Origin of the sequence: Planctomicrobium stercoris (assembly GCF_051465655.1) — a bacterium.
Lineage (GTDB): Bacteria > Planctomycetota > Planctomycetia > Planctomycetales > Planctomycetaceae > Planctomicrobium.
Map to the genome: position 1 here is coordinate 325070 of NZ_CP195791.1, position 22204 is coordinate 347273.

The 22204-nt window shown below is 57.3% G+C and carries 17 protein-coding genes; 9 read left to right on the forward strand and 8 right to left on the reverse strand.

Annotated elements, in window-relative coordinates:
* Nucleotides 1-127: 127 nt before the first annotated feature.
* Nucleotides 128-562: a hypothetical protein gene (locus tag SH661x_RS01355; RefSeq protein ID WP_437227287.1), complete on the forward strand. Its 435-nt coding sequence runs from the start codon at nt 128-130 to the stop codon at nt 560-562.
* Nucleotides 563-647: 85 nt separating this feature from the next.
* On the opposite strand, the gene SH661x_RS01360 is transcribed toward SH661x_RS01355, so the two are convergent.
* Together SH661x_RS01360 and SH661x_RS01365 are read right to left on the reverse strand one after the other, a co-directional pair.
* On the reverse strand, nt 648-2588 hold the full coding sequence (locus SH661x_RS01360; protein WP_437227289.1) for a sigma 54-interacting transcriptional regulator: 1941 nt from the start codon (nt 2586-2588) through the stop codon (nt 648-650).
* Nucleotides 2589-2737: 149 nt separating this feature from the next.
* The gene (locus SH661x_RS01365; RefSeq protein WP_437227291.1) at nt 2738-3460 is read right to left on the reverse strand and encodes an RsmE family RNA methyltransferase; all 723 of its coding nucleotides are present in this window, start codon (nt 3458-3460) and stop codon (nt 2738-2740) included.
* Between the two features lie 237 nt (nt 3461-3697).
* Here SH661x_RS01365 and SH661x_RS01370 point away from each other — a divergent pair, with 237 nt between their 5' ends.
* Complete coding sequence (locus tag SH661x_RS01370) at nt 3698-4495, forward strand: phytanoyl-CoA dioxygenase family protein (RefSeq protein WP_437227293.1); 798 nt, start codon at nt 3698-3700, stop codon at nt 4493-4495.
* 58 nt (nt 4496-4553) lie between these two features.
* Here the strand turns inward: SH661x_RS01370 and SH661x_RS01375 are convergent, their stop codons facing one another.
* Nucleotides 4554-5621 carry a P-loop NTPase gene (locus SH661x_RS01375; RefSeq protein ID WP_437227295.1) on the reverse strand — a complete coding sequence of 356 codons (1068 nt, stop codon included), beginning with the start codon at nt 5619-5621 and terminating at the stop codon, nt 4554-4556.
* A 687-nt stretch (nt 5622-6308) separates the two neighbouring features.
* Here SH661x_RS01375 and SH661x_RS01380 point away from each other — a divergent pair.
* From SH661x_RS01380 to hemC, 5 genes are all read left to right on the forward strand, one after another.
* A complete protein-coding gene (locus SH661x_RS01380) occupies nt 6309-9437 on the forward strand; it encodes a DUF1553 domain-containing protein (protein WP_437227297.1) in 3129 nt (1042 codons plus the stop codon).
* A gap of 88 nt (nt 9438-9525) precedes the next feature.
* A complete protein-coding gene (locus tag SH661x_RS01385; RefSeq protein WP_437227299.1) occupies nt 9526-10998 on the forward strand; it encodes a DUF1501 domain-containing protein in 1473 nt (490 codons plus the stop codon).
* 84 nt (nt 10999-11082) lie between these two features.
* The gene (locus tag SH661x_RS01390) at nt 11083-12057 is read left to right on the forward strand and encodes a cation diffusion facilitator family transporter (protein WP_437227301.1); all 975 of its coding nucleotides are present in this window, start codon (nt 11083-11085) and stop codon (nt 12055-12057) included.
* On the forward strand, nt 12057-12806 hold the full coding sequence (locus tag SH661x_RS01395; RefSeq protein WP_437227303.1) for a ComF family protein: 750 nt from the start codon (nt 12057-12059) through the stop codon (nt 12804-12806). The genes SH661x_RS01390 and SH661x_RS01395 overlap by 1 nt, the downstream gene beginning before the upstream one ends.
* A gap of 92 nt (nt 12807-12898) precedes the next feature.
* Nucleotides 12899-13828: a hydroxymethylbilane synthase gene (gene hemC / locus SH661x_RS01400; RefSeq protein ID WP_437227305.1), complete on the forward strand. Its 930-nt coding sequence runs from the start codon at nt 12899-12901 to the stop codon at nt 13826-13828.
* 18 nt (nt 13829-13846) lie between these two features.
* Here hemC and SH661x_RS01405 read toward each other — a convergent pair whose 3' ends face one another.
* The 4 genes from SH661x_RS01405 to pheT all read right to left on the reverse strand — a co-directional run bounded on the left by SH661x_RS01405 (nt 13847) and on the right by pheT (nt 18648).
* Nucleotides 13847-14224, reverse strand: a complete 378-nt coding sequence (locus SH661x_RS01405; RefSeq protein ID WP_437231159.1) for a VanZ family protein — start codon at nt 14222-14224, stop codon at nt 13847-13849.
* Between the two features lie 78 nt (nt 14225-14302).
* Nucleotides 14303-15622, reverse strand: coding sequence for a Gfo/Idh/MocA family oxidoreductase (locus SH661x_RS01410; protein ID WP_437227307.1), 1320 nt, complete (start codon nt 15620-15622; stop codon nt 14303-14305).
* 131 nt (nt 15623-15753) lie between these two features.
* A complete protein-coding gene (locus SH661x_RS01415; RefSeq protein ID WP_437227309.1) occupies nt 15754-16791 on the reverse strand; it encodes an endonuclease/exonuclease/phosphatase family protein in 1038 nt (345 codons plus the stop codon).
* 54 nt (nt 16792-16845) lie between these two features.
* Nucleotides 16846-18648, reverse strand: a complete 1803-nt coding sequence (gene pheT, locus SH661x_RS01420; protein ID WP_437227311.1) for a phenylalanine--tRNA ligase subunit beta — start codon at nt 18646-18648, stop codon at nt 16846-16848.
* A 256-nt stretch (nt 18649-18904) separates the two neighbouring features.
* On the opposite strand from pheT, the gene SH661x_RS01425 reads away from it, so the two are divergent.
* Complete coding sequence (locus tag SH661x_RS01425; RefSeq protein ID WP_437227313.1) at nt 18905-19321, forward strand: PGPGW domain-containing protein; 417 nt, start codon at nt 18905-18907, stop codon at nt 19319-19321.
* Nucleotides 19322-19674: 353 nt separating this feature from the next.
* A complete protein-coding gene (gene cimA, locus SH661x_RS01430) occupies nt 19675-21255 on the forward strand; it encodes a citramalate synthase (protein ID WP_437227315.1) in 1581 nt (526 codons plus the stop codon).
* 243 nt (nt 21256-21498) lie between these two features.
* On the opposite strand, the gene SH661x_RS01435 is transcribed toward cimA, so the two are convergent.
* Nucleotides 21499-22158, reverse strand: a complete 660-nt coding sequence (locus SH661x_RS01435; protein WP_437227317.1) for a hypothetical protein — start codon at nt 22156-22158, stop codon at nt 21499-21501.
* Between the last annotated feature and the right edge of the window lie 46 nt (nt 22159-22204).

Consider the following 22204-nt stretch of genomic DNA (forward strand, 5'->3'; position numbering starts at 1 on the left):
CTTTACGCATTTGACACAACGCAGGAGACTTGCGACACTGTTCTGTTCGCCGCATGGCGAAGCTGCGCTCAGTGGAGGGCGGCATTTTCACGGTTTGACGGCATTTTTGATTGTTTAAGGAACCGGAATGGCTTCCAAGCGTCTTCTGGACAAGCGGCGGGAACACGAGGCAGCCGAGAAACAGGGCAAGGTCAAGGCGACCAAGAAAACCACTGCGAAGAAGGGGTCGAAGTCGACTACCGTTCGCAAGCGCAAAGTCAAGGCACCAGAGAGGAAGCGACTGCTCTGGGGTGTCTTCAGCGGCACCCTGAAAGAAGAAGGCCGGTTCCCCTGGAACGAGCGAGAGAAGGCCGAAGAAAAGCTCGCGCTCCTCCGCTCCAAGAGCAAGAAACTCTATTTCATTCAGCCGATCAAAGAATCGATCTCCGATTCCGTCCGATCACCGGAAGATGTCGCCGCACCGGTGGACGATGAAGAACTTCTCGACGATGAAGTCGCCCTCGACGATGACAATGAGGACGACATCGATGACGTGGAAGACGACGACAGCGAAGAAGAATAGTCGCTGCCCACAAGCGTCAACCTGCGAATGACATTGCCCCGCTCTCACGCGGGGCAATTTTTTGATCTGCCACTCCGCAATTGCCTTAGAGCTTGACGTCGTCCACTTCCATGCCGAGTTGACGCATCTTCCGGTAGAGATTCGAGCGATGCAGCCCAAGGAATTCGGCAGCGTCACTCATGTTCCCCTGCATCCGCTTCACAGCACGCTTGATGTATTCAATCTGAAAACTGGCGGTGGCTTCACCGAGCCCAACTCCGTCAGCCAGGTCTTCAAATGCGTTCCGCTTTGGACTGAGAATGAACGCGAGGTCGTCCATCTCAACGCGATCGCCGGATGCGAGGAACGCCACACGTTCCATCAGGTTTCGCAGCTCGCGAACATTCCCGGGCCAGTTGTGCATCTGCAGCCGCTTCTCTGCGTCTTGCGAAATCGACAGCGGTTTCCGTTTCGCGTCTCTGCAAAACTTCTCCAGAAAGAAACGGGCCAGAGGCAGGATGTCTTCCGGGCGGTCTCGCAGTGGTGGAATTTCCAGTGTGACGACACTCAGTCGGTAATAGAGATCCTGCCGGAACTTCTTGTCCCGGACCAGATCGACGAGATTGGCGTTTGTAGCCGCCAGCACCCGGACGTTCACGGGAATCGTCTGGGTTCCGCCCACCCGCGTAATCACCTTCTGTTCCAGAACGCGCAACAGCTTCGCCTGTCCTCCCAGGCTCATGTCCCCCACTTCATCCAGAAACAGCGTCCCTCCTTCAGCGAGCTCGAACTTACCGACATGCATGGCATGGGCGTCGGTGAAGGCCCCTTTCTCGTGTCCGAACAGTTCGCTTTCCAGCAACGTCTCGGTCAGGGCCGCGCAGTTGACGGCAATGAAGGGACGTGCCGCCCGTGGTCCCTGGCGATGCAGCGAAGTCGCAGCGACTTCTTTCCCGGTCCCGCTTTCACCAAGAATCAGGACAGGAAGGTCAGTGGCAGCCAGCCGGTCGATGGTGCCACGCAGCCCCGTCATGGCGGGGCTGTCTCCCACAATGCGGATTCGGTCTGAGACCTGTTCCGACAGCTGGCGGTTACTGCGATCCAGAAATTCGAGTTCACGCGTGTTGGTGATCGCTGTCGATGCCTGAATGCCGAAGTCTTCCAGCGCTGTCTGATCCTCTGCGGTGAAATCTCCGCCGATCTTATTGATCAATTCGAAGGCGCCGATGCAGTTCCGGTCGGCATCAAACAGGGGCACGCACAGCAGGTTTCGTGTTTTATACCCAGACTTTTTATCGACACTCTGATCGAACCTCGCATCGCTGTAGGCATCATCGACAATCAGTGCTTTGCGTCCGTGCAGGACGTCTCCGACGATCCCTTTGTTGTCCGGAAGGTACAGCCGCCCCCCTTCAACCCCCAGTGCTGGACAGGCGATGAGCTGATGTTGCTCACGATCCCAGATGAAAATACTGGCCCGATCCGAGGAAAGAAGGCGGCTCGCTTCCTCTGCGATGCGTTCCAGCAACCGTTGCGTTTCTTTCTCACCAGCGAACGACCGTGCCAGTTCGAGGGTCGCGCGCAGTCGATCGACATGTCGCTGTGTCGACTTCACCTGGAGGAGCTGGTCGACACGTCTTCCGACGACCCGCCCGACGGCCAGTGCTTCATCCAACTGGTCGGATGAAAGGCGTGGTCCGGCCAGCATCAGAACGTGTTGTTCGCGAGACGGGACGGGCACGAGCAGCACCGGACCGTGTGTGCGATCATTGATGAACACAGCTGCATCTCGGTCGATCACGTTTCCCAGCAACACTTTCGGAAGAGCGCCCTCCCATTCACCACGGGCAGCGACGACCTTCCATTCGTTCGTTCGGGCGACGAGGAGGCAATTCGGAACGCCAAACTCCGCAGCCACGTCGGTCAGGATCGAGGAGATCTCCTGAGTACTGAGAATTCGATCGCAAAGTCGGATCAGCGACGCTGCTGGAGAGGTCCGTTGCAGCCAAGGAAGTTCGCTCCAGGTCATCCAGCGAGGTTCTTCCATACCTGGCTCCTTCATCACGATGGCGTCACTCAAAAGCAACCAGAACCATTTTTGATGGCGCTGGTTTGTGAGGGCTGATTGTTTTCGATCAGGTTTTTGACGTCAAGCGGACGACAGCCGTCAAACAAAAAGATTCGAAAATCGATCGTTCAACCCTTCATCCGGGAGGCGACCATCCAGGTGGCGAAGGCAGCGGCAGCCGTTTCCACCCGCAACACAAAGGGTGACAAGGAGATCGAACGGCTGTTCCAAGTTTGCAACAATTCCATTTCCTCTGCTGTCAGCCCTCCTTCCGGGCCAATCACCGCCACCCATTGCTTCCGGGAGCAATCCTCGTTCGGCGAATGAGTTGCGATTGCCGGGGCTCCGGGCGAGCCGACCCACACGGCTGCGTTCGACACCTCCACCCGCCGATCGAGTTGGGTGAGCGGACATAACTCTTCGATGATCAGGAGGCGGTTCCGACCAGACTGTTTACACGCAGCGATGACCGTCTGCTCCCCCTTGTGCAACTTCTGATCACTCGGTTTGACGACGCTGCGAGTGGTCGTGATCGGAATCAACCGGTCCACCCCAAGTTCCGTCACCTTTTCGATCATCCACGCCAGACGATCCCCCTTCGGAGCAGCGACAGCCAGAACGATCTCACAAGCAGGCAGCGGCGTGTTTGTTCGCGCTGAATCGACCTTCAGCGTGACAGTTCGTTTGCCGACAGCTTCGACGATGGCAGTTGCTGATGTTCCGCGACCGTCAAAGATTTCAATCTGGTCCCCCGGCGAGGCTCGCAGGACCCGCCCCAGATGGTGAGCTTCCGGTCCATCGAGTTTGAGTCGGTCCGACCAGACTTCGGGAACATAGAAACGATCGGGCATGGGAATGCATTACCTGACGGGAATGAATCGGGAGGATTGACGGGGCGACTGGACATGCACATTCTAAAGGAGTGAGTGACACCGAATGCAGGCGACTCGCAAGTTTTTTCCCGTGGGAACCCAGATTGATCTTCGCCTGCACGTTTCGGGAACCCCAGTCGAAAGAGATTCACGGATGATCCTCTCCAGTGAGAGGGCGAGTTCATCGCGGGCAGTTGGTTAGTTGAAGGATCAGGGATGCAGTCGGCGGATCAGTCTGGAATCGCTTTGCCATCATTGGCGTTTTCGCAAGGTGAGATCCTGCGATTTCATGAACTGGGATATGCGATTCTGCGGAACGTCTGCGAGCCGCATCTGGTCGAGCGGATGATCGAGGTCACCCGGTTCGGGCTCGAGAATCTCGTTGAACCCATCGAGTTTGAAGCGGACCTGAAATACCCCGGCGCTCCTGATTCCACTGCTGCAGCGGGGGGAAAAACAGTCCGGAGACTCAAACAGGCGCTCAGCCGGGATTATGTCTTCACCGAATGGGTTCAGCACCCGGCCATTGTTCTCCGGCTGCGGCAATTGCTGGGCTCGCAGATTGTCTGCCCGCTCGCCCATCACAACTGCATCATGACGAAGGAACCCCGCTTCAGCAGCGATACGGGGTGGCATCAGGATTTGCGTTACTGGTCGTTTGCACGGCCCGATCTCATCAGCGTCTGGCTGGCCCTGGGACCAGAGCGCAAGGAAAACGGCTGCCTGCAGCTGATTCCCGGCTCCCATCGGCAGACCTATCCTGCCAGTTCGTTCGACAAGGAGCTGTTCTTTCGAAGCGATCTGCCGGAAAATGAAGAAGTCCTGCAAAACCGGGTGCTGGCGGAGCTGAACCCCGGTGATGTGCTGTTCTTCCACGCCAAGACGCTGCACGCAGCGACGCGAAACTACAGTTCTCTGACCAAGTACTCGGTCGTTTTCACGTTCCGCGCGATCGACAATCCGCCCACACCGGGGAGCCGTTCAGAGGCATCCCCGGAGATGCTGCTGCATTGAAAATCTGCGATCGACATTCAGCAGAGTGCGAAAATTTTTAAGAAGTCGAACTGTCGTCTTAGAGAAGTTCCAGCGTCGGCAGGCTGGGGTTCTCCAAAATCTCGCGAGCAATCTGCATGGCAACGTTGCTCGCGATTTCCATGAGAGGTTCGCGCACAGGACTGTCTGCAGCGAACAGCGCTGAGATTTTTCCTTCATCCCCTTTGATCCGGATGATGGAGTTCGAAGGGAGCTCTCCCAGGAACGCAACTCCCATCGCTTCCGCTTTTTCCTTTGCTCCACCACGACCGAAGACTTCTCCGGTCATGTTTTCCACCATGCCGAGAATTGGAATCTTGACGGTGTTGAACATGGTGATCGCCTTGCCGGCATCCAGCAGAGCAACTTTCTGCGGGGTGCAGACAACGACCGATCCTGCGAGGGAAACCATCTGGGAAAGGGTCAAGGCGACATCTCCCGTTCCGGGGGGCATGTCGATCACCAGATAGTCGAGTTCACCCCAGTCGGTCTGCTGGAGGAACTGGCTGAGGGCTTTGTGCAGCATCGGCCCGCGCCAGATGACGGCCTGATCGGGCTCGACCATGAATCCCATCGAAATCAGCTTGATGCCGTCGACTTCAATCGGCTCGATGCGCTCGAACTGCCGACCATCCGCCGTCTGATACTGTTTGATGGCCGGTTGCCCGGTGACCCCGACCAGATGCGGGATGCTGGGACCGTAGACATCAGCGTCCATCAGGCCGACTGTGGCCCCCCATTCTTTGAGGCCGTAGGCCAGACTCGCAGCGACAGTGGACTTTCCGACCCCCCCCTTGCCGCTTCCCACAGCGATGATGTTTTTAACCTTCAGCCCGATGTTTCCTCCGGACTGCTTCCCTTTGACGATCGACTTGAATTGGACGTCGGTCGTCTTCATCCCGGTGATCATGGTTTTGACTGCGGTCTGGATCAGCAGCGTCAACATGTCCCGGGAGGGATACGCGGGTGTTGGCAGCTCCACAACGACAGTGGCAGCATCCCCCGAAACGGAAACTGACGAGATCATCTTGAGTTTTGACAGCGGAAGCTGCAGGACTGGCTCGACAATCGACCCTAAAACGTCACGAATTTCCGTTTCAACGGACATGGGAATCCTCATTCACTGCAAAAGCGTACAGATTCAGTTGAGCGGCCCGTTCGACAGTCGGCAGGGAGCCGAAGCAATACGGGGCTGGAGCGTTCCGGCATTGGCTGCCCAACGTCAGATCCGACTCTATTTCAGCTGCCAGTGAAACGCCAGCCAGCTGATGGACTTCCGTTTCCAATCTTTCCGATTCCGTGGGAACTCGCAGGGCATGAAATATTGGAGAAACTTGTGTGGACACCGCAGGATTTCAAGCATAAAATTGTTCACGTATGTTTCTGCAACCAACACATTCACTGCAGAGGCATCGAAAAGTTCGTGCCGCACTGTGCCCTCCCGATTTGAGCTGAGCGATGAGCACTGAGTCCTCAGCCTCCCGTCACCAGGCTTCTCGCCGCGGTGGTGCCTTTGGGTTGTTTTGCCTGATCACTCGCCGTCGTCGTTGAGTTGATGCATTCTTCAAGATTCGCGCGGGATCACGATTCCAGCGTCGAATTTCCTGGCCGGAAAACGCGGTAAGAGATTCGAAGGTCTTTCCTCAGTCCATATGTCTCCCCTTCAACGGATCGGACGACATCGGTGTGAGTTGAAATCCAGGCAATCATCAGGAACGCGAATTACATGTTTCTTCATTGTGCCGTCTCGCAGTTTCAAATTCGATTAAATCATTTCGGGGGGCTCGTCGCCTTCATGTTTTTTTCCTCAGCCGGGCTGGTTCTTCCAGCACACGGGGACGAAAAGAAACTGGAGTACAATCGGGACATTCGCCCCATCCTGTCCGATGCCTGTTTTGCCTGCCATGGCCCCGACAGTGCCTCGCGGAAGGGGGGATTGCGGCTCGACCAGCGGGACGCAGCCATCGAAATGTCTGCAATTGATCCCGGGCATCCGGAACTCAGTGAGTTGATCACCCGGATCCTCTCGAGCGATCCCGAGCAGGTCATGCCTCCTCCGGAAACGAAGAAGACGCTGACGGCCGAGCAGAAGGACATTCTCAGTCGCTGGGTGAAGGAAGGGGCTGAATACCAGTTGCACTGGTCATTCATTCCCCCGACAAAACCTGTGCCGCCGACGGTGAAACACACCGAACAGGTCCGGAACCCGATTGATCAGTTTGTTCTGGCCCGCCTGGAAGAGGCGAACCTGACAATGGAACCGGAGGCGGATCGGCGGACACTCGCAAGACGGGTCAGCCTCGATCTAACAGGCTTGCCGCCCACCCCCGAAGTAGTCGAGGCGTTCGTACAGGATCAGTCTCCCAATGCTTACGAACTGCTCGTTGACAAGTTACTCGAGTCGGCAGCGTGGGGCGAACACCGTGGTCGTTACTGGCTGGATTATGCCCGTTACGCGGACACCCACGGGATCCACTTCGACAACTATCGTGAGATGTGGTCTTACCGGGACTGGGTGATCGACGCCTTTAATCAGAATATGCCGTTCAGTCAGTTCACGATTGAAAATCTGGCTGGGGACCTGCTGCCCGATGCCACGCTGGATCAGAAGATCGCCTCGGGCTTCAATCGCTGCAACATGACAACGAATGAAGGGGGTTTGATCGACGAAGAATATCTGGTGCTGTATACGCGCGATCGGACTGACACGACCGCACAGGTCTGGCTGGGACTGACGGCGGGGTGCGCCGTCTGTCACTCGCACAAGTTCGATCCGCTCAGCCAGAAAGAGTTCTATGAACTCGCTGCCTTCTTCAATAACACGACGCAGTCGGCTCGCGACGGCAATATTAAGGACACCCCACCGGTCATGGTGGTACCGCGGGATGAAGAGCGGGATCGCTGGGTCACGGCGAATGCCGAAGTTGTCGTGGCTAGGGCCGATGTCGAGAAACGCCGCGCGGAAGCACGAGCTGAATTCGATGTCTGGGTCGCCGGCGCGTCTCCGGAGTACTTCGAAAAAGAGATCCCCGTCCTCGATCTGGTGTTTCAGGCTGCTCTGAATCAACAGGGGTCATTCACGAATGTTTCGGTGAATGATGAGTTGCGCGAAGTTGCCGTCTCGCCAGACACGCAATGGGTAGACGGGAAACTTGGGTCTCAGGCCCCCCAGGTTTCCAAGGTTGGCATCACGACATTGCCGGATGTGGGTGATTTTCAGGCTGACCAGCCATTTACCTGTTCGGCCTGGATCAAGGCTCCGGCAGTGGACATCTCGGGAGCGATCGTTGCCCGTATGGATCCCGTTAACGGCCATCGGGGTTGGGACCTGTGGATTGAAAACCGCCGCGTCGGCACACACCTGATCGACCGCTGGAGCGACAACGCTCTGAAGGTCGTGAGCACTGAACAGATTCCTGCGGACACATGGGTTCATGTTGCCTTTACCTACCAGGGAAATCGGTCCGCTGACGGAGTTGAGATCTATATCAACGGGCAACTGCAGAAGAAGAATCCTGCTAATAATAATCTAAAAGGGGATATCCGGACCGATGTCCCGTTCTACGTCGGCCAGCGGCACAATGCTTCCGCCCCGTCCGGTGTGGCAATCAATGATGTGCGGATTTATAACCGGGCTCTCAATGCCCGTGAGGCCCTCGCGCTGGCCAAATTTGTCGTCCTTGCTTCGACGTTGAGAAAACCCGTTGACCAGCGGACTCCGGACGAACTGAACGATCTGTTTAACTGGTGGCTGACCACGGAAGACAAACAATTTCAGAACGCCACCGCACGGGTGACCGAACTCGAAAAGGAGGTCACAGCGATCAAGTCCCGGGGAACCATCGCCCATGTGATGCAGGAAAAGTCGGAAGAGGCGGTCGCTTACATCCTGAATCGGGGTGAGTATGACCAGCGTCTCGATCAGGTGAAACCAGCCACTCCGGAAGTTCTCCCTCCGTTTCCGGATCATCTGCCCCGTAACCGCCTGGGTTTCGCACAGTGGCTGATCCTTCCCGAACAGCCGCTCACATCCCGGGTCACCGTGAATCGGTTCTGGCAGGAGGTGTTTGGAGTCGGTCTGGTCAAGACGTCAGGCGACTTTGGTGTGATGGGTGAGATCCCGGAGAACCAGGAGCTTCTCGACTGGCTGGCGGTCGACTTCGTGGAATCCGGATGGGACGTGAAGCGTCTTTTCAAACTGATCGTGATGTCCGGAGCGTACCGGCAGTCGGCAGTGATCACCGCTCAAAAGCGAGAGATCGACCCGGACAATCGGATGATCTCGCGAGGGCCCCGCTTCCGGATGGATGCAGAAATGGTCCGCGATTACGCTCTGGCAGCCAGCGGTGAACTGACTCAGATGATTGGCGGTCCCAGCCTCAAACCTTACCAGCCGGGCGGGATCTGGGATGTGGTCGGAATGCCTGGAAGCACTACACGCGATTACGTCCGGGACAAAGGCCCGGATCTGTATCGACGCAGTCTGTACACCTTCGTCAAACGGATGGCCCCGCCGGTCTCGCTGGAGATCTTTAACGCCCCCAATCGCGAATTCTGTGTGGTCCGCCGAGAACGGACAAACACTCCTCTTCAGGCCCTGGTCACTCTGAATGATGAGCAATTCGTCGAGGCGGCGCGGACCATGGCGCAGCGGGCGATCTTGCGTCACAAAGAGCCTGCAGCCCGCCTGTCCGACATCAGCAATCATCTTCTCTGCCGGGAGTTTCAGCCGAAAGAATCTGAAGTCGTACTCGCGTCGCTGGAAGGCCTGAAGACCTACTACGACGCCCATCCAGAGGACGCAAAACTGGTGATTCAGGTCGGCGAGTCCAAACCGGACGAGTCCATTCCTCCACAGGAACTGGCAGCCTGGACGATGCTCTGTAACGAGCTGATGAACCTGGATGAAGTGCTGAACAAGTAACAAATTGAACTTCTGATCTGACTGCGTCGCATTCACGCGAATCGACATCATCGATAACTGCATCCCACAGATGCTGAGAGACGATCACATGAATCCTTTCGATCAGTTCAAACTCAACATGACGCGTCGGCACTTCTTTGGGCAGGGGACCAACCTGCTCGGAGGTGCTGCGCTGGCCACACTGGCGGCTCGGAACGGTCTGGGGAACACAGCGAACACGACGGCGCCTCAGCCGGGAACGAACGGGCACGTGCTTCCGCACTTCACTCCCAGGGTCAAGAACATCATCTATCTGCACATGGTCGGGGGACCACCGCAGATGGACCTGTACGACTACAAACCGGTGATGAAGGAATGGTATGACAAGGACCTTCCGGAGTCGGTACGCAATGGTCAGCGATTGACCACGATGACCAGTGGACAGGCCCGGTTTCCCATCGCCCCCTCGATCTACAATTTCGAGCAGTGTGGTGAAAACGGGATGTGGGTGTCCGAACTCCTCCCGTACATGAAAAAGATGACGGACGATGTCGTCTTCATGCGGGGGATGAATACGGAAGCGATCAATCACGAACCCGCCATCTGCCTGATGCAGACTGGGAATCAGGTGAGCGGTCGTCCCTGCATTGGAGCCTGGGCCAGCTATGGCCTGGGAAGCCTCAACGACAACCTCCCGACGTTCGTGGTGATGGTGGCCAGACCAACAAACACGGAACAGGTCCAGGCCATCTCCGGACGTCTGTGGTCCTCCGGCTATCTGCCCGGGGAACATGCAGCGACCTCATTCCGCACCAGCGGCGATCCGATTCTCTTCATCAACAATCCGCCTGGGGTTTCAAGTGAAGTGCGGCGGGAAACGCTCAACGGGCTGAAATCCCTGAATGAGATGACCTACGAATGGATCGGCGATGCGGAGACACGGACCCGCATTGAGCAGTACGAGCTGGCATATCGCATGCAGTCGAGCGTCCCCGAACTGACCGATCTGGCGCAGGAGTCTCAAGCGACGTACGAGCTGTATGGGGATGAAGCCAAAAAGCCCGGAACATTTGCCAACACCGCCCTGCTGGCGCGCCGCATGGTGGAACGTGGCGTGCGCTTCGTCCAGATTTATCACAACAACTGGGATACGCACGGAAACGTCGCGGGGCGGCTTCCCTCTCAATGCAAGGATGTCGATCAGCCCTGTTACGCTCTCATTCAGGACCTCAAACAGCGAGGCCTCTTCGATGAAACCCTGATCATCTGGGGGGGCGAGTTCGGTCGAACCATCTATTCCCAAGGGGGATTGTCGATGAAGAACTACGGCCGCGACCATCATCCGCGCTGCTTCACGATGTGGATGGCGGGCGGAGGGACGAACGCCGGCAAGATCTACGGCGAGACCGACGACTTCTCCTACAACATTGTGAAAGAACCCGTCAATGTCCGTGACTTCCATGCCACCATCCTGCACCTGATGGGCTATGACCACGAGCGCTTCACCTACAAGTACCAGGGTCTGGATCAGCGTCTGACCGGCGTTCTGCCTGCCCGGGTCATTCCCGACCTGATCGCGTGACCGTGGGTTCGGTGCAGGTCCGAATTTCAGCAAGCGAGACAGACGCAACTTGCCAGACGGCAGAAGTCCGGCGATAGTCTCTGAATGTCATCGCCCACTGATAAGCCAGCGCCATCCGCCGATTCCTTTCCGGCACCCGTCAAGCCGGAATTGAGCGTGGTCACAGCCCGTATCCGGCGTCTGTCGGACCTGACCCGGATTACCGTGATCGGCATTGTGATCCGCCTGCTGATCATCGCTGCCGAGCTGGCAGGGGTCTGGTTCAGCCGTTCCGCAGCATTATTCGTAGATGCCGTCGCCAGCCTGTTCGATGTCCTTTCCAGCTTGGTGCTGCTGGCTGCCATTCGATTCGCAGCCCGTCCTCCAGATGAGGATCATCCCTTTGGGCACGGTCGTGCCGAACCGTTGGCCGGATTCCAGTTGGGACTGGTTCTGTGCGGGACAGGGATCTGGATGGCGGTGAATAATCTGTTCGCACTTTCCCGCCCAGCTCCGCATCCGGGGCTGGGATACTGGGTCTGTCTGATTCCGGCGGGGGCGACCGCGCTCCTGGCGATCGTCACCTACTGGGTGCATGTGGCTGGGAAGGAATCCCGCAGCACGGCATTGCGGGCCGAAGCGGTTCACTATCAGATCGATACGCTCACCAGTCTGATCACCACATTCACGTTGCTGCTGGCTGCCTGGTGGCAAAGTCAGGCGGGACTCTTCGACCATCTGGGCGCGACACTGCTTTCGGTTTTGATGGTGATTCTCGGAATCCAGGCTGCCTGGGAAAATCTGGACCAGCTGCTGGACCGCGTGCCGCACGATGATGATTTCGCGAGAGTGAAGGCATCCGCGTTGCAGGTGGAAGGGGTGATCGACGTTGAGAAGATGCGCATCCAGCATGCTGGCCCCGATGCCCATGTGAACATCGACATTGAAGTGCTGCCGGAGATTTCTGTCGCAGATTCACATGTCATCGCCCAGCAGGTCCGGGCACAGATTCAGACCGACTGGCCATTTGTCCGCGACGTCGTGGTCCACGTCGAACCTTTCTACGCGGGGGACCATTGATGCGGTTGATTCAACTGGTCCGGGAGGTGGCGCAATCCGGGATGGAATTCGTCTATCCCCGCAGCTGCCACTGGTGCTCGGAGCTGCTGCCTCGCGATCCCGGAGAATCGCTTCGCTTCTGTACGCGGTGCCTGAAAGAACTCGCTCCTGTCATCCCGGACCGCTGCCAGATCTGCTCTGCTCCCGTCGGGCCCAACCTGAACACAGAGCAAGGGTGCATTCATTGCAAGCGTGAACGGATGAAGTACCACAGCGTCATCAGTCTGGGACCCTATCAAGGGGACCTGCGGGTGGCGTGCCTGAAATGCAAACAGCCCGGCACTTCTTCGCTGACCTCTGCGTTGACTGAACTGACATTCGAGAGGAATCTGGAATCGCTGCGGAATCTGAAGGCGGAGATCGTCATACCGGTACCGCATTTCTGGCTGCAGCGGTTGTCATCCGACCATCCTGCCATGTCGATGGCGGAATGCCTGGGGAGGAAGTTGAAGATCCCGGTCGATCGGCTCACGCTGCGCAAAGTCCGTTCGACAGACAAGCAGCAGACACTATCGGCCAGTGCCCGCAAAGGAAATTTGAACAGGGCGTTCCGTGTCTCGGGAAAATCCCGCATTCAGGGACGAAGAGTCCTGCTGGTGGATGATATTCTGACAACCGGAATCACAGCTGACCGGTGTACCCGCGAACTTCTCGGCAGCGGAGCCTCGCAGGTGGATGTCGTTGTGCTGGCCCGCAGCCTGGGAGGATGACTGGCGAACCCCGAGCGATTCCTCCGCTTGCTTGCGTCTGGAAGCAGGACCCATCAGCATCCGTGGAGACGATCCGCCTGGATGGAATTTGAATGATGAATCAAACTGGAAGTCGTTGCCTGAAAATCGCCACGCGAGAGAGTCAGCTCGCGCTCTGGCAGGCGAATTACGTGGCGAATGAACTCCGCCGGGTTGCTCCGGAATGGACCGTGGAACTGGCTCCGATGTCGACCATCGGGGACCGGAACCGGGTCGACGCCCTCAAGTCGATGGGGGGGCAGGGGGTCTTCACACGGGAAGTGCAGCGGGCGGTGCTCGATCGGCATGCTGATCTGGCGGTCCATTCGCTGAAGGACCTGCCGACTGTTCCGACGGCAGGACTGACGCTGGCAGGCATTCCTCCCCGGGCTCCCCGGTTTGACGCATTGCTGCTTCCACACGGAAAAGAGGGGGATTTCGACAGCCTGCCGCAGGGGGCGAAGATCGGGACCGGCAGCCCTCGTCGGCAGTCACAACTACTGCGTCTGCGTCCGGATCTGCAGCTGCTGGAGATTCGCGGCAATGTGGAAACGCGGATCGCCAAGCTTGATGCGGGTCAGTACGACGCCATTATCCTGGCGGAGGCGGGATTACGCCGTCTGGATCTTCACGCGAGGATCTCTCAGATTCTGGCTCCGCCCATTCTTTATCCCGCTGTCGGGCAGGCAGCCCTGGGGATTGAATGTCGTGACGATGACCTGGATCTGCAGGAAGTTCTGAGTCGCCTCACGGATCCCCTGACGAGCGCGGAAGTCCGGGCTGAGAGAGCGTGCCTATTCACGCTGCAGGCGGGATGTCACGCCCCGGTCGGACTGGTTTCGACGATCAACGGAGAGAAGCTGACGCTCGAGGTTCTGGTGCTCAGTCCGGATGGAAAGCAATGCTTCCGGGTGATTGAAGAAGGGGTGGTGCAGTCGCCGGAAGAACTTGGTCAGCAGGCAGCGAAGAATTTGATTGAGCAGGGAGCTGCTGCGGTCCTGTGACGTTGTTCCGACTCGAAGTCAGACTTCTTCTTGGACTCTGAGAGTGCCGTTTCTCCACATGAGAAGCCGCATCAGAATGAAGGCGGCTACGATTCCAGCCGCATCACTGAACCAGTCGACCAGATCCGGTGTGCGATTGACAAACCTTTGAAGAAATTCATCGAGGGCCGCGTACATCAGCAGCCCGCAGAGCAGCCAGACTGATGGTCGGCGGGCGGGCAACGACAGAATTGTCAGCACTGCCAGAACAAAGAAAGCACTGGCATGAATGATCTTGTCGAAGGTGGAGACCACCTCTTCGAGCTCCCTGGGAACCGGTACATGAGTCGCTGCGAAGAGGATCAGCGAGTACAGAACCCAGGCAATGCGAATCAGAAATACGTTCGACTTCGAAATAGAAAAGTTCCTGCCAAAGAAACATCACCGCACGATTGCAGCGTGCGGTGATGGTCAGTTTCACATCCTTCGGTTCGATTATTCGAACTTGGTCGTTCCCGGCAGCGCGATCGGCGGAGGGGTGAACTTCACGTCCCAGTTCGGAGTTTCCGGAACGAGAACTTCTTTCGAGTTCAATGCCATTTCGTAGGTGATTTCCTTGCCGGTGTAAGCGGCCATGCGTCCCATGATCCCCAGCAGAGTGCTGTTCACCATGCGATCCCCATCGTTGATGGGCTTGCCTTCAGCAATCGACTTGAACAGCTCATCGTGTTCGACCTGGTACATGTTGGGGGTGGGGCCATCGTACTTCCATTCGGTGGCGCCGGTGATTCTCACGCCGCGTCGACCGATTTCGGCCTTCCCTTTGGAACCAAGAATGTAACAGCTGTTGTCGTTGTCACAGCCGTTAATCTGCCGCTGGGCGATGAAGGAACGGGTATCGTCCGGCCAGAGGTAATTCACTTCGATATGGTCGAAGATGTTTCCTCCCAGAGCGGGAATCTGCCGTCCACCCACTGCTGTGCAGCTGACCGGCTCGATGTCTCCTTTGGCCCAGCCGAGCCAGTCGACGGCGTGCACAGCCTGCTCCACCAGACCGTCGCCGGACAGCCAGGTGAAGTTGTACCAGTTGCGGACCATCCACTCGAGATCGGTCATCCCTGCAGGACGGGTATCGGCAGCCGGCATCGGCTTGACGGTCCCGGTCAGGTAGGTGGCATAGGTGCAGAGAACGTCGCCGATTTCACCGCCGAGAACGCGTTCGAAGAGAGCACGACGGGCATAGTCATACCGCCAGCAGAATCCGGCGACCACCGAGAGATTCTTCTCTTTCGCCTTCTTCACGGATTCGATCACGGATCGAACCCCGGGACCGTCGGTGGCCATCGGCTTTTCGGTGAAGATGTGCTTTCCTTTTTCGACGGCGTAAGCGAGATGCTCAGGACGGAATCCCGGAGGGGATGCGAGCAGCACGACATCGCTGGCGTCGATCACATGCCGGAACGATTCCAGACCGGCGAACTTGTGATCATCGTCGACAACAACCTGGCTGGCGATGTTCTTCTGAGCCCGCAGGGACTTCAGGCTGGGTTCAATCTGCTCGGCGAATGCGTCACCGACCGCCACGAGACGGGTTTTGGGATCTGCCTGCAGTGCCTGATTTGCTGCTCCGGTGCCACGTCCGCCGCAACCGATCAGGCCGACGCGGATGATTTCCTCACCGGCAGCATAAACCTGCGGTGCGGCTGCAAATGTTCCGAGCAACGTTCCGGCGACTCCGGCGACTGTTCCCGCTTTCAGAAAGTCGCGTCTGGAGGCATCGTGCTGGGATTCAGGCTGAGGGGCGATTGATGACATCGAGAGTTCTCCTCAATTCGAAAGACTGGGCAGGAAGTACGCTGGATACGGACTCGCTTTGGGCAGGGAATGGCAGGTTCCGGCCGCCATCGATTCCATCAGAACATGACGATCGCTGGACCGCAATCAACTCAGGCTGATGTTTCCGGCAATCGATCGATCTGTGCGGGTTCACGGACAGGATAAATTATCGCCTCGACCGGCTGGTGATCAGAGTCCCAGGTCCACAAATGACGACAATTTCCCGAAATTGCGCGTTCATTCGTCCAAATTTGATCCAACTGCATCAATGGAAGCGGAATTGGCCAGGTCGCCGCGTAGCCACAACCAGACACTTCAAACGCCAGGGAATGCTGTTTTCGAAGTGCACCGAAGTGCACGGAATCGGGAGGAGTATTGAAATCTCCCAGCACCACCAGCGGCTCCGGGTTCAGGGAATCCGCGATTTGAGCCAGTCGTCCGAGAGCCAGTTCACGGGACTGGAGTGGATCGGCGTGAATGTCGACGAGCAGAATTTCGATTTCGACATCCCGGACATGAACTCTCAACTGACGAGCTTGCGAACCCCCGCCCAGCGAGTGGGGAGTTGTTTTCCCGCTGGTCCCTTTGGCCAGCAGATACATATTGCCTCCCAGCACAGAAACATCGTACTCGGGCAGTTGCTCTTTCCAGAAAGCCTTCCATGCCCGGGCATCGCCTTCCACTTCCACGAGCCCCACAACATCGGGGTTGCGATCGCGGATGAACTGAGCTGCCGAGAGGAGGTCCTGCTTCCGGGCAACATTCCAGAACAGAACTGAAATTCCCTGTGTGGACACCCCATCCGGGCGAACAGGCTCTCCAGCAAATCTCCAGTCCCGGATCCACCACCAGGCTGTGACCGTCACGAAGATCAGCAGCCAGATCCGGGTGGACCATTTCCGCCTTCTCAGCCAGGACGCCAGCAGACTGACAGTCGAACCGACAACCAGAAGTGGAAGCGGAGTGGCGTAAAACAGAATCGCTGAACCCAGAAATCGATCTTTCACGGTCATTCGAACGAGAAGCCCGATCACCGTGAGGATGGACCCCAGCAGCACGATGCGGCTCAGCCAGCGCTCTGTCGCGCTGGACTTTCGGGACATCTCCGAGTCGGCAACCGCCAGACTCTGCTCATCCTGGGAATTCATACAAACGACTGACCACTTCAAAGTTCGAATCTGCAGCACGCTGAAGAGAGCGTGTCACTTCACTTTCATGATTCTGAAATCCGCAATCGCGATCGGGTGATCGAGGCCGAAGTTCAGGATCGCTTCCGGATGCAGTTCGCCGAGAATTCCCCCGACTTCTCCAGACGTCGCCACTTCTGCGCCTCGTCCCGGAATGAATGCAGGATGTGATGAAACGCTGAACGTCCCGCTGCTTCCGAGTTCGAACAGCAGTGCATCGATCACGGAACGAATCGATGCATAGCTGGCTTCGCGACCCATCTCAACGAGTGCCAGATGACGCTCTTCACGAGCCCCTGTCTCCGCTTCCGGATCCAGGACCGTGACGTTATCGAGTTCGAAGAATCGCAGCGGCAGCGGAGCACGTTTATTTTCGCGAAGATGCTCCATCAGCCCAGTCATCAGATGCGATCGAACAACCGTCATCGCCTTGAGCTTCGGATTCCCGATTCTCGCATAATGTTCCGGGACCGGCAGGCGGAACTTAGTGAAGTGCAGATCCTCCGTCGTCATCGGGAGGCTCATGATTTCGGTGTATCCGAGCCCCAGCAAGACGCTGCGGACCAGATCACTGACATCATCCTCGGGGCGCGACTGACCGGTGGTGAACTGGCTTGCGAAACTCGGGACGATGTTCTTGTACCCGTAGCCGATGGCGAGGTCTTCGAAGACATCGACCATGTGTTTGAAGTCGGTCCGCAGCGCGGGGAAGCGGACACGGAAGCGGGACGGAGCGTCTTTGACCGGTTCGGCATCGAGCCTCATGCGTCGCAGCGAAGCGACCAGACTGTTCTCATCAAGAGGGAGTCCGAGCCAGCGTTTGGCTGCTTCGAGTTCAATTTCCATTTCACGCGGAGACAGATCGGGAGAAACGATTTCACGGCCGTCCGGGAAATGGATTCGCACGGAATATGCCTGTCCTCCCAGTTCCACCAGTGAGGAAACGAACGTGTCCAGCGACTTGACCACCGCCGATTCGCTGATGCCGGTGACGTCGACAAACAGTCGACGTGACTTCAGGGTGACCTTGGTCGGCTCGCTGTTGATGATCGGCGGCATGGAAAGCACAACACCCGCTGCATCCTTCAGCACCGGAAAACGCTGATGGTCTGCCAGCAGTCGCGCGTATCCGATCCCTTTGGGGTGCTTCTCGAGAACCTCTCTCCCGGACATTGCTTCGCCGGCACGTCCGAGGGGTTCGAACTGGTCATTGTCGGGATCGATTGTCGTGTAGCTGATGGGGGATTGAATGGTGTCGAGATCATAAACTCCGATCGACGCCAGCTTCCGATCCCGTCCCACTCCCCAGTGCAGCGTCTCCTGCAGCTTCATCAACGAAACGAGTGTCGTGTCGTTGAGCTCCGGCATTTCGACAACCGCGCAGCGGATGTACGGGCGTGTGCAGCTCTCCCCATCCGTTGAGGGATCGACATTGACGACAATGTCGGAGGCTTTTACATGGTACTCAGGAAGCCCCCCGGTCTGGCCGAGGTACCCTTTGAGGGCTCTGGCGATTCCCCCGGCATCGAACAGGTCGGGCCGGGCCGCGAGCAGGTCCAGACGAATGACGGTACTGCGGCCGATTTTCTGGAAACTTTGCTCCTGTTCAAACTCGCACCATGTGCAATGATTGGTGACTTCCGCCCCCAGGGAGCCTTCCACAATCTGGCCGCATTTGGGACACCGGAAGCGCTCGACCTCGAGAACGTCGTCGACGTCGCAACCGATCTGCTCCAGGGCGTCGGCCAGTTCTTCGACAGCATAGGTCCGGCCCAGCAACTGATTCAGCCAGTCCCCTTCAACATTAATCACAGGCACGACAACAACTCCGTGGAATCTCTCTGAACAATCAGGCGCGGTCTTCCAGCCAAATCCGCAAAGTGGACAAGAACGGTGACACTGAAATCTACAATAACGGGCTCTCCTTCATCAGGGCAGCCCGGACAGTTTGCCCGTCGGCAGGAGATTCAGGCGTTCTGACTGGAGAGGCCATGTTATCGTCTTCCGGACCCTGAACACCATTTCAAACATTCCCTGGAATCGCTCCAGGTGAGAAAAAGGAATCCGATTCAAGATGCAGGAGGCGCTTCAAGGCTCGGCCGGAATGATCATCGTCTTTTCCTTCCTGTTCACGCTGGTGGGTGCGGGATTGTCGACACTGATGATTATCCGCATGCCGGAAGACCAGTTCGTCAGCACCGAGAACGGCAAGTCCCGGCGGCATCCAGTCCTTCACATGATCTGGATTGCGGTCAAAAACCTGCTGGGAGTGGCCCTTGTGGCGGCCGGAGTCGTCATGATCGTCTTACCGGGGCCCGGCCTTCTGGTGATCCTGCTGGGCCTTTCCATCATCGACGCCCCGGGAAAACAATGGTTGATGCGAAGGGGGCTGCAGTACCGTTCCGTTCGCAGAACTTTGAACTGGATCCGCCGGAAGGGGGGAAGTCCCCCTTTGAAATTCCCCAGAAAACCGGGGGAAGATCCGAACTGAACTCGCTTTCGAGTGTCAGCCACTCCGGGTTTTGCGGATTTTCGGCTTGTTTCCGCCGGTTCGGAATTGTTGTCCGACGGCGACAACGGGATTGTTCAAAAAACCCCGGCCAGGATTGACGCCCCCCGACGAGGTGTCATACTCTTGACAAAGACGCCCACCAAGGATTTTTCATTAACACTTTCCTCCGCACCATCGACGCCCGAATTTCGCTGATTAGCGAGATTATTATCGGTGCGCCCGGCGCGATCTGAGGAAGACTGGTTTCGACCCTTCACCCTCTCAGATCCGCTGTGATCTGAGGGGGTTTTTTCGTTTCTACTCCCACCACAAAGATATGAAAGAGACCCACAATGTACGTCCAGCTGTATGACACAACTCTCCGTGACGGCAGTCAGGGAGAAGGAGTGAACTTCTCGCTGCAGGACAAGCTGCTGATTACGAAGAAGCTGGATGAACTCGGTTTTGACTTCATCGAAGGGGGCTATCCACTCTCGAATGAAAAGGATGCGGAATACTTTGAGCGGGTTCGCGACCTGGACCTCAAGCACGCCAAAGTGTGTGCGTTCGGGATGACCCGCCGGCGCGGAATCGCTGCCGAGCAGGACCCCAGCATGGTCGCGCTCGTCAAATCCGGAGCCCCTGTCTGCACAATCGTGGGCAAGACGTCCGATCTGCACGTCACGGAAGTGCTCCGCGTGGAACTTGCCGAGAACCTGGCAATGATCCGGGACTCGATCGAATACCTGCGGTCTGAGGGTCGGCGGGTCTTCTACGATGCAGAACACTTCTTCGACGGCTATCTGGCGAATCCGGACTACGCGCTGCAGACCCTGCGCACTGCACAGGACGCGGGTGCGGAAGTGATCGTTGCCTGCGACACCAACGGCGGAAGCCTGCCGGAGCGCATTCAGGAAATCCTCTCAGCAGTGAAGAAAGAAATTCACACGCCGATGGGGATTCACTGTCATAACGACTGCGATTTAGCCGTCGCGAATTCGCTCAAGGCGGTCGACATCGGCATCGTCCAGGTGCAGGGGACAATCAACGGAATCGGAGAACGTTGTGGAAACGTTGACCTGTTGAGCGTTGCTGCGAATCTCGCTCTGAAGAAGCAGGGATTCGAAGTCCTCACCCATGGCTGCGGACTCAAGCACCTGACGGAGATTTCGCGATACGTCTATGAACTCGCGAACATGAACTTCCGTTCGAATCAGGCATTCGTCGGACGGAGTGCGTTTGCCCACAAGGGGGGCATGCACGTTCATGCCGTCAACAGAATTGCCCACAGCTACGAACACATCGACCCGGAAGTGGTGGGGAATGAACGGCGGATCCTCGTCAGCGAACTCTCGGGACGTTCGAACATCGTCGCGAAAACGACGAAGCTGAAACTCGATCAGGATCCGCAGCTGATGGCTGCCATCCTCGCAAAGGTGCAGGAGCTGGAAAACGTCGGTTATCAGTTTGAAGCTGCAGAAGCGTCGTTCGACCTGCTGGTCAAGAAGGTCGCGAAACAATACGAGCCGAAGTTTCAGCGGCTGCATTACCGCGTCAACGTCGAAACCGCCGGACAGGAAAATCCGCTGACGGAAGCAACGGTTAAAGTTCGCATCGATGGCGAAGGACCGGTCAAACATGAAGTCGCTGAAGGGGACGGCCCTGTGAACGCCCTCGATCAGGCGTTGCGAAAAGCATTGATCAGCTTCTTTCCTCGTCTGGCCGAGATGCACCTGGTGGACTACAAGGTTCGCGTGATCAACTCCAAGGGAGGGACCGCTGCCAGCGTGCGGGTCGTGATCGAAAGTGCAGACGACAAGGATGTCTGGAGCACGATCGGAGTGAGCGAAAACATCATCGAAGCCAGCTGGCTGGCGCTGGTCGATGCTGTCGAGTACAAGCTCTTCAAGGACGACGGCGTACTCGGAACGTAGCTGTCTTGTTCATTCAGTACCTCCAAGTTCTCCGAGCAATCATCGTGAGAGGTCAGAGGTCGGGGAACAGAGGGCAGAAAATTGCTTGTTTTCCAGTGATTGTCCTGCCCCCCAACCTCTGTCTCCTGACCTCTTGTTTCGATCCGATCAGACTTGGAACTACTGTCATCCATCAACAGCAAAAAAATCGCCGCACATGTTGAGTGTGCGGCGATTCGTTGATTTGATCGGGTCAACGTCCGGTTATTTTTTCACGTCCAGCTTCACCTTCAGATTGCCGACCGGCTGCTTGAGCGTGTTCCAGGTTCCCGGGTATTTCGGCAGCAGGACCGGGCCAGAAGGAACCTGAGGCTGCGGATAAGGGAGCGCCTGGACCGGAGGCAACTGAGGACCGGCTTTGCTCGTCAGGACGACAGAAAGCTCGTGGTGTAGTTCGTTCAGCTTGCGGTCGATTCCCGCCAGCATCTGAATGGCGTGATCCACGTGAACCCGTCCGCCGTGTCGGGTTTCCGGAGCGAAGCTGTAGCCGTTTGCGTTCCCCTGGAACTGGGCAGGCTTCTGCAGGGCGAAGTCGCATCCGAGCAGATGTTCCTTCAGGTTCGCCAGTTCTTCCATTGCGGAATCGAGATCCCGGTCCAGCACGCGCGGCGAACGTCCCTGGTAGATCGATCGTTGCAGGTTGTGCAGGTCGCTGATCAGGTTTTGCACATCATCCAGGAGATGGTCACGGTCTCGGGAAGCGGCGAAATCGTTGTAGATCTCCCAGCGGAGAGCCCGGGCGTCCGCGCTGGCAGAGAATGCCAGATCATCGAAATGCTGCAGCGAGTAATGTTGAGCCCGAGCGGTGGATCCCATGCTGGTGAATGCGACCGTCAGGAGAAGGGCGGGAATGAACGCTTTCATAATGCACCTGTGGGTCTGATGTTGAGTGTTGTGCGATTTCGATAAC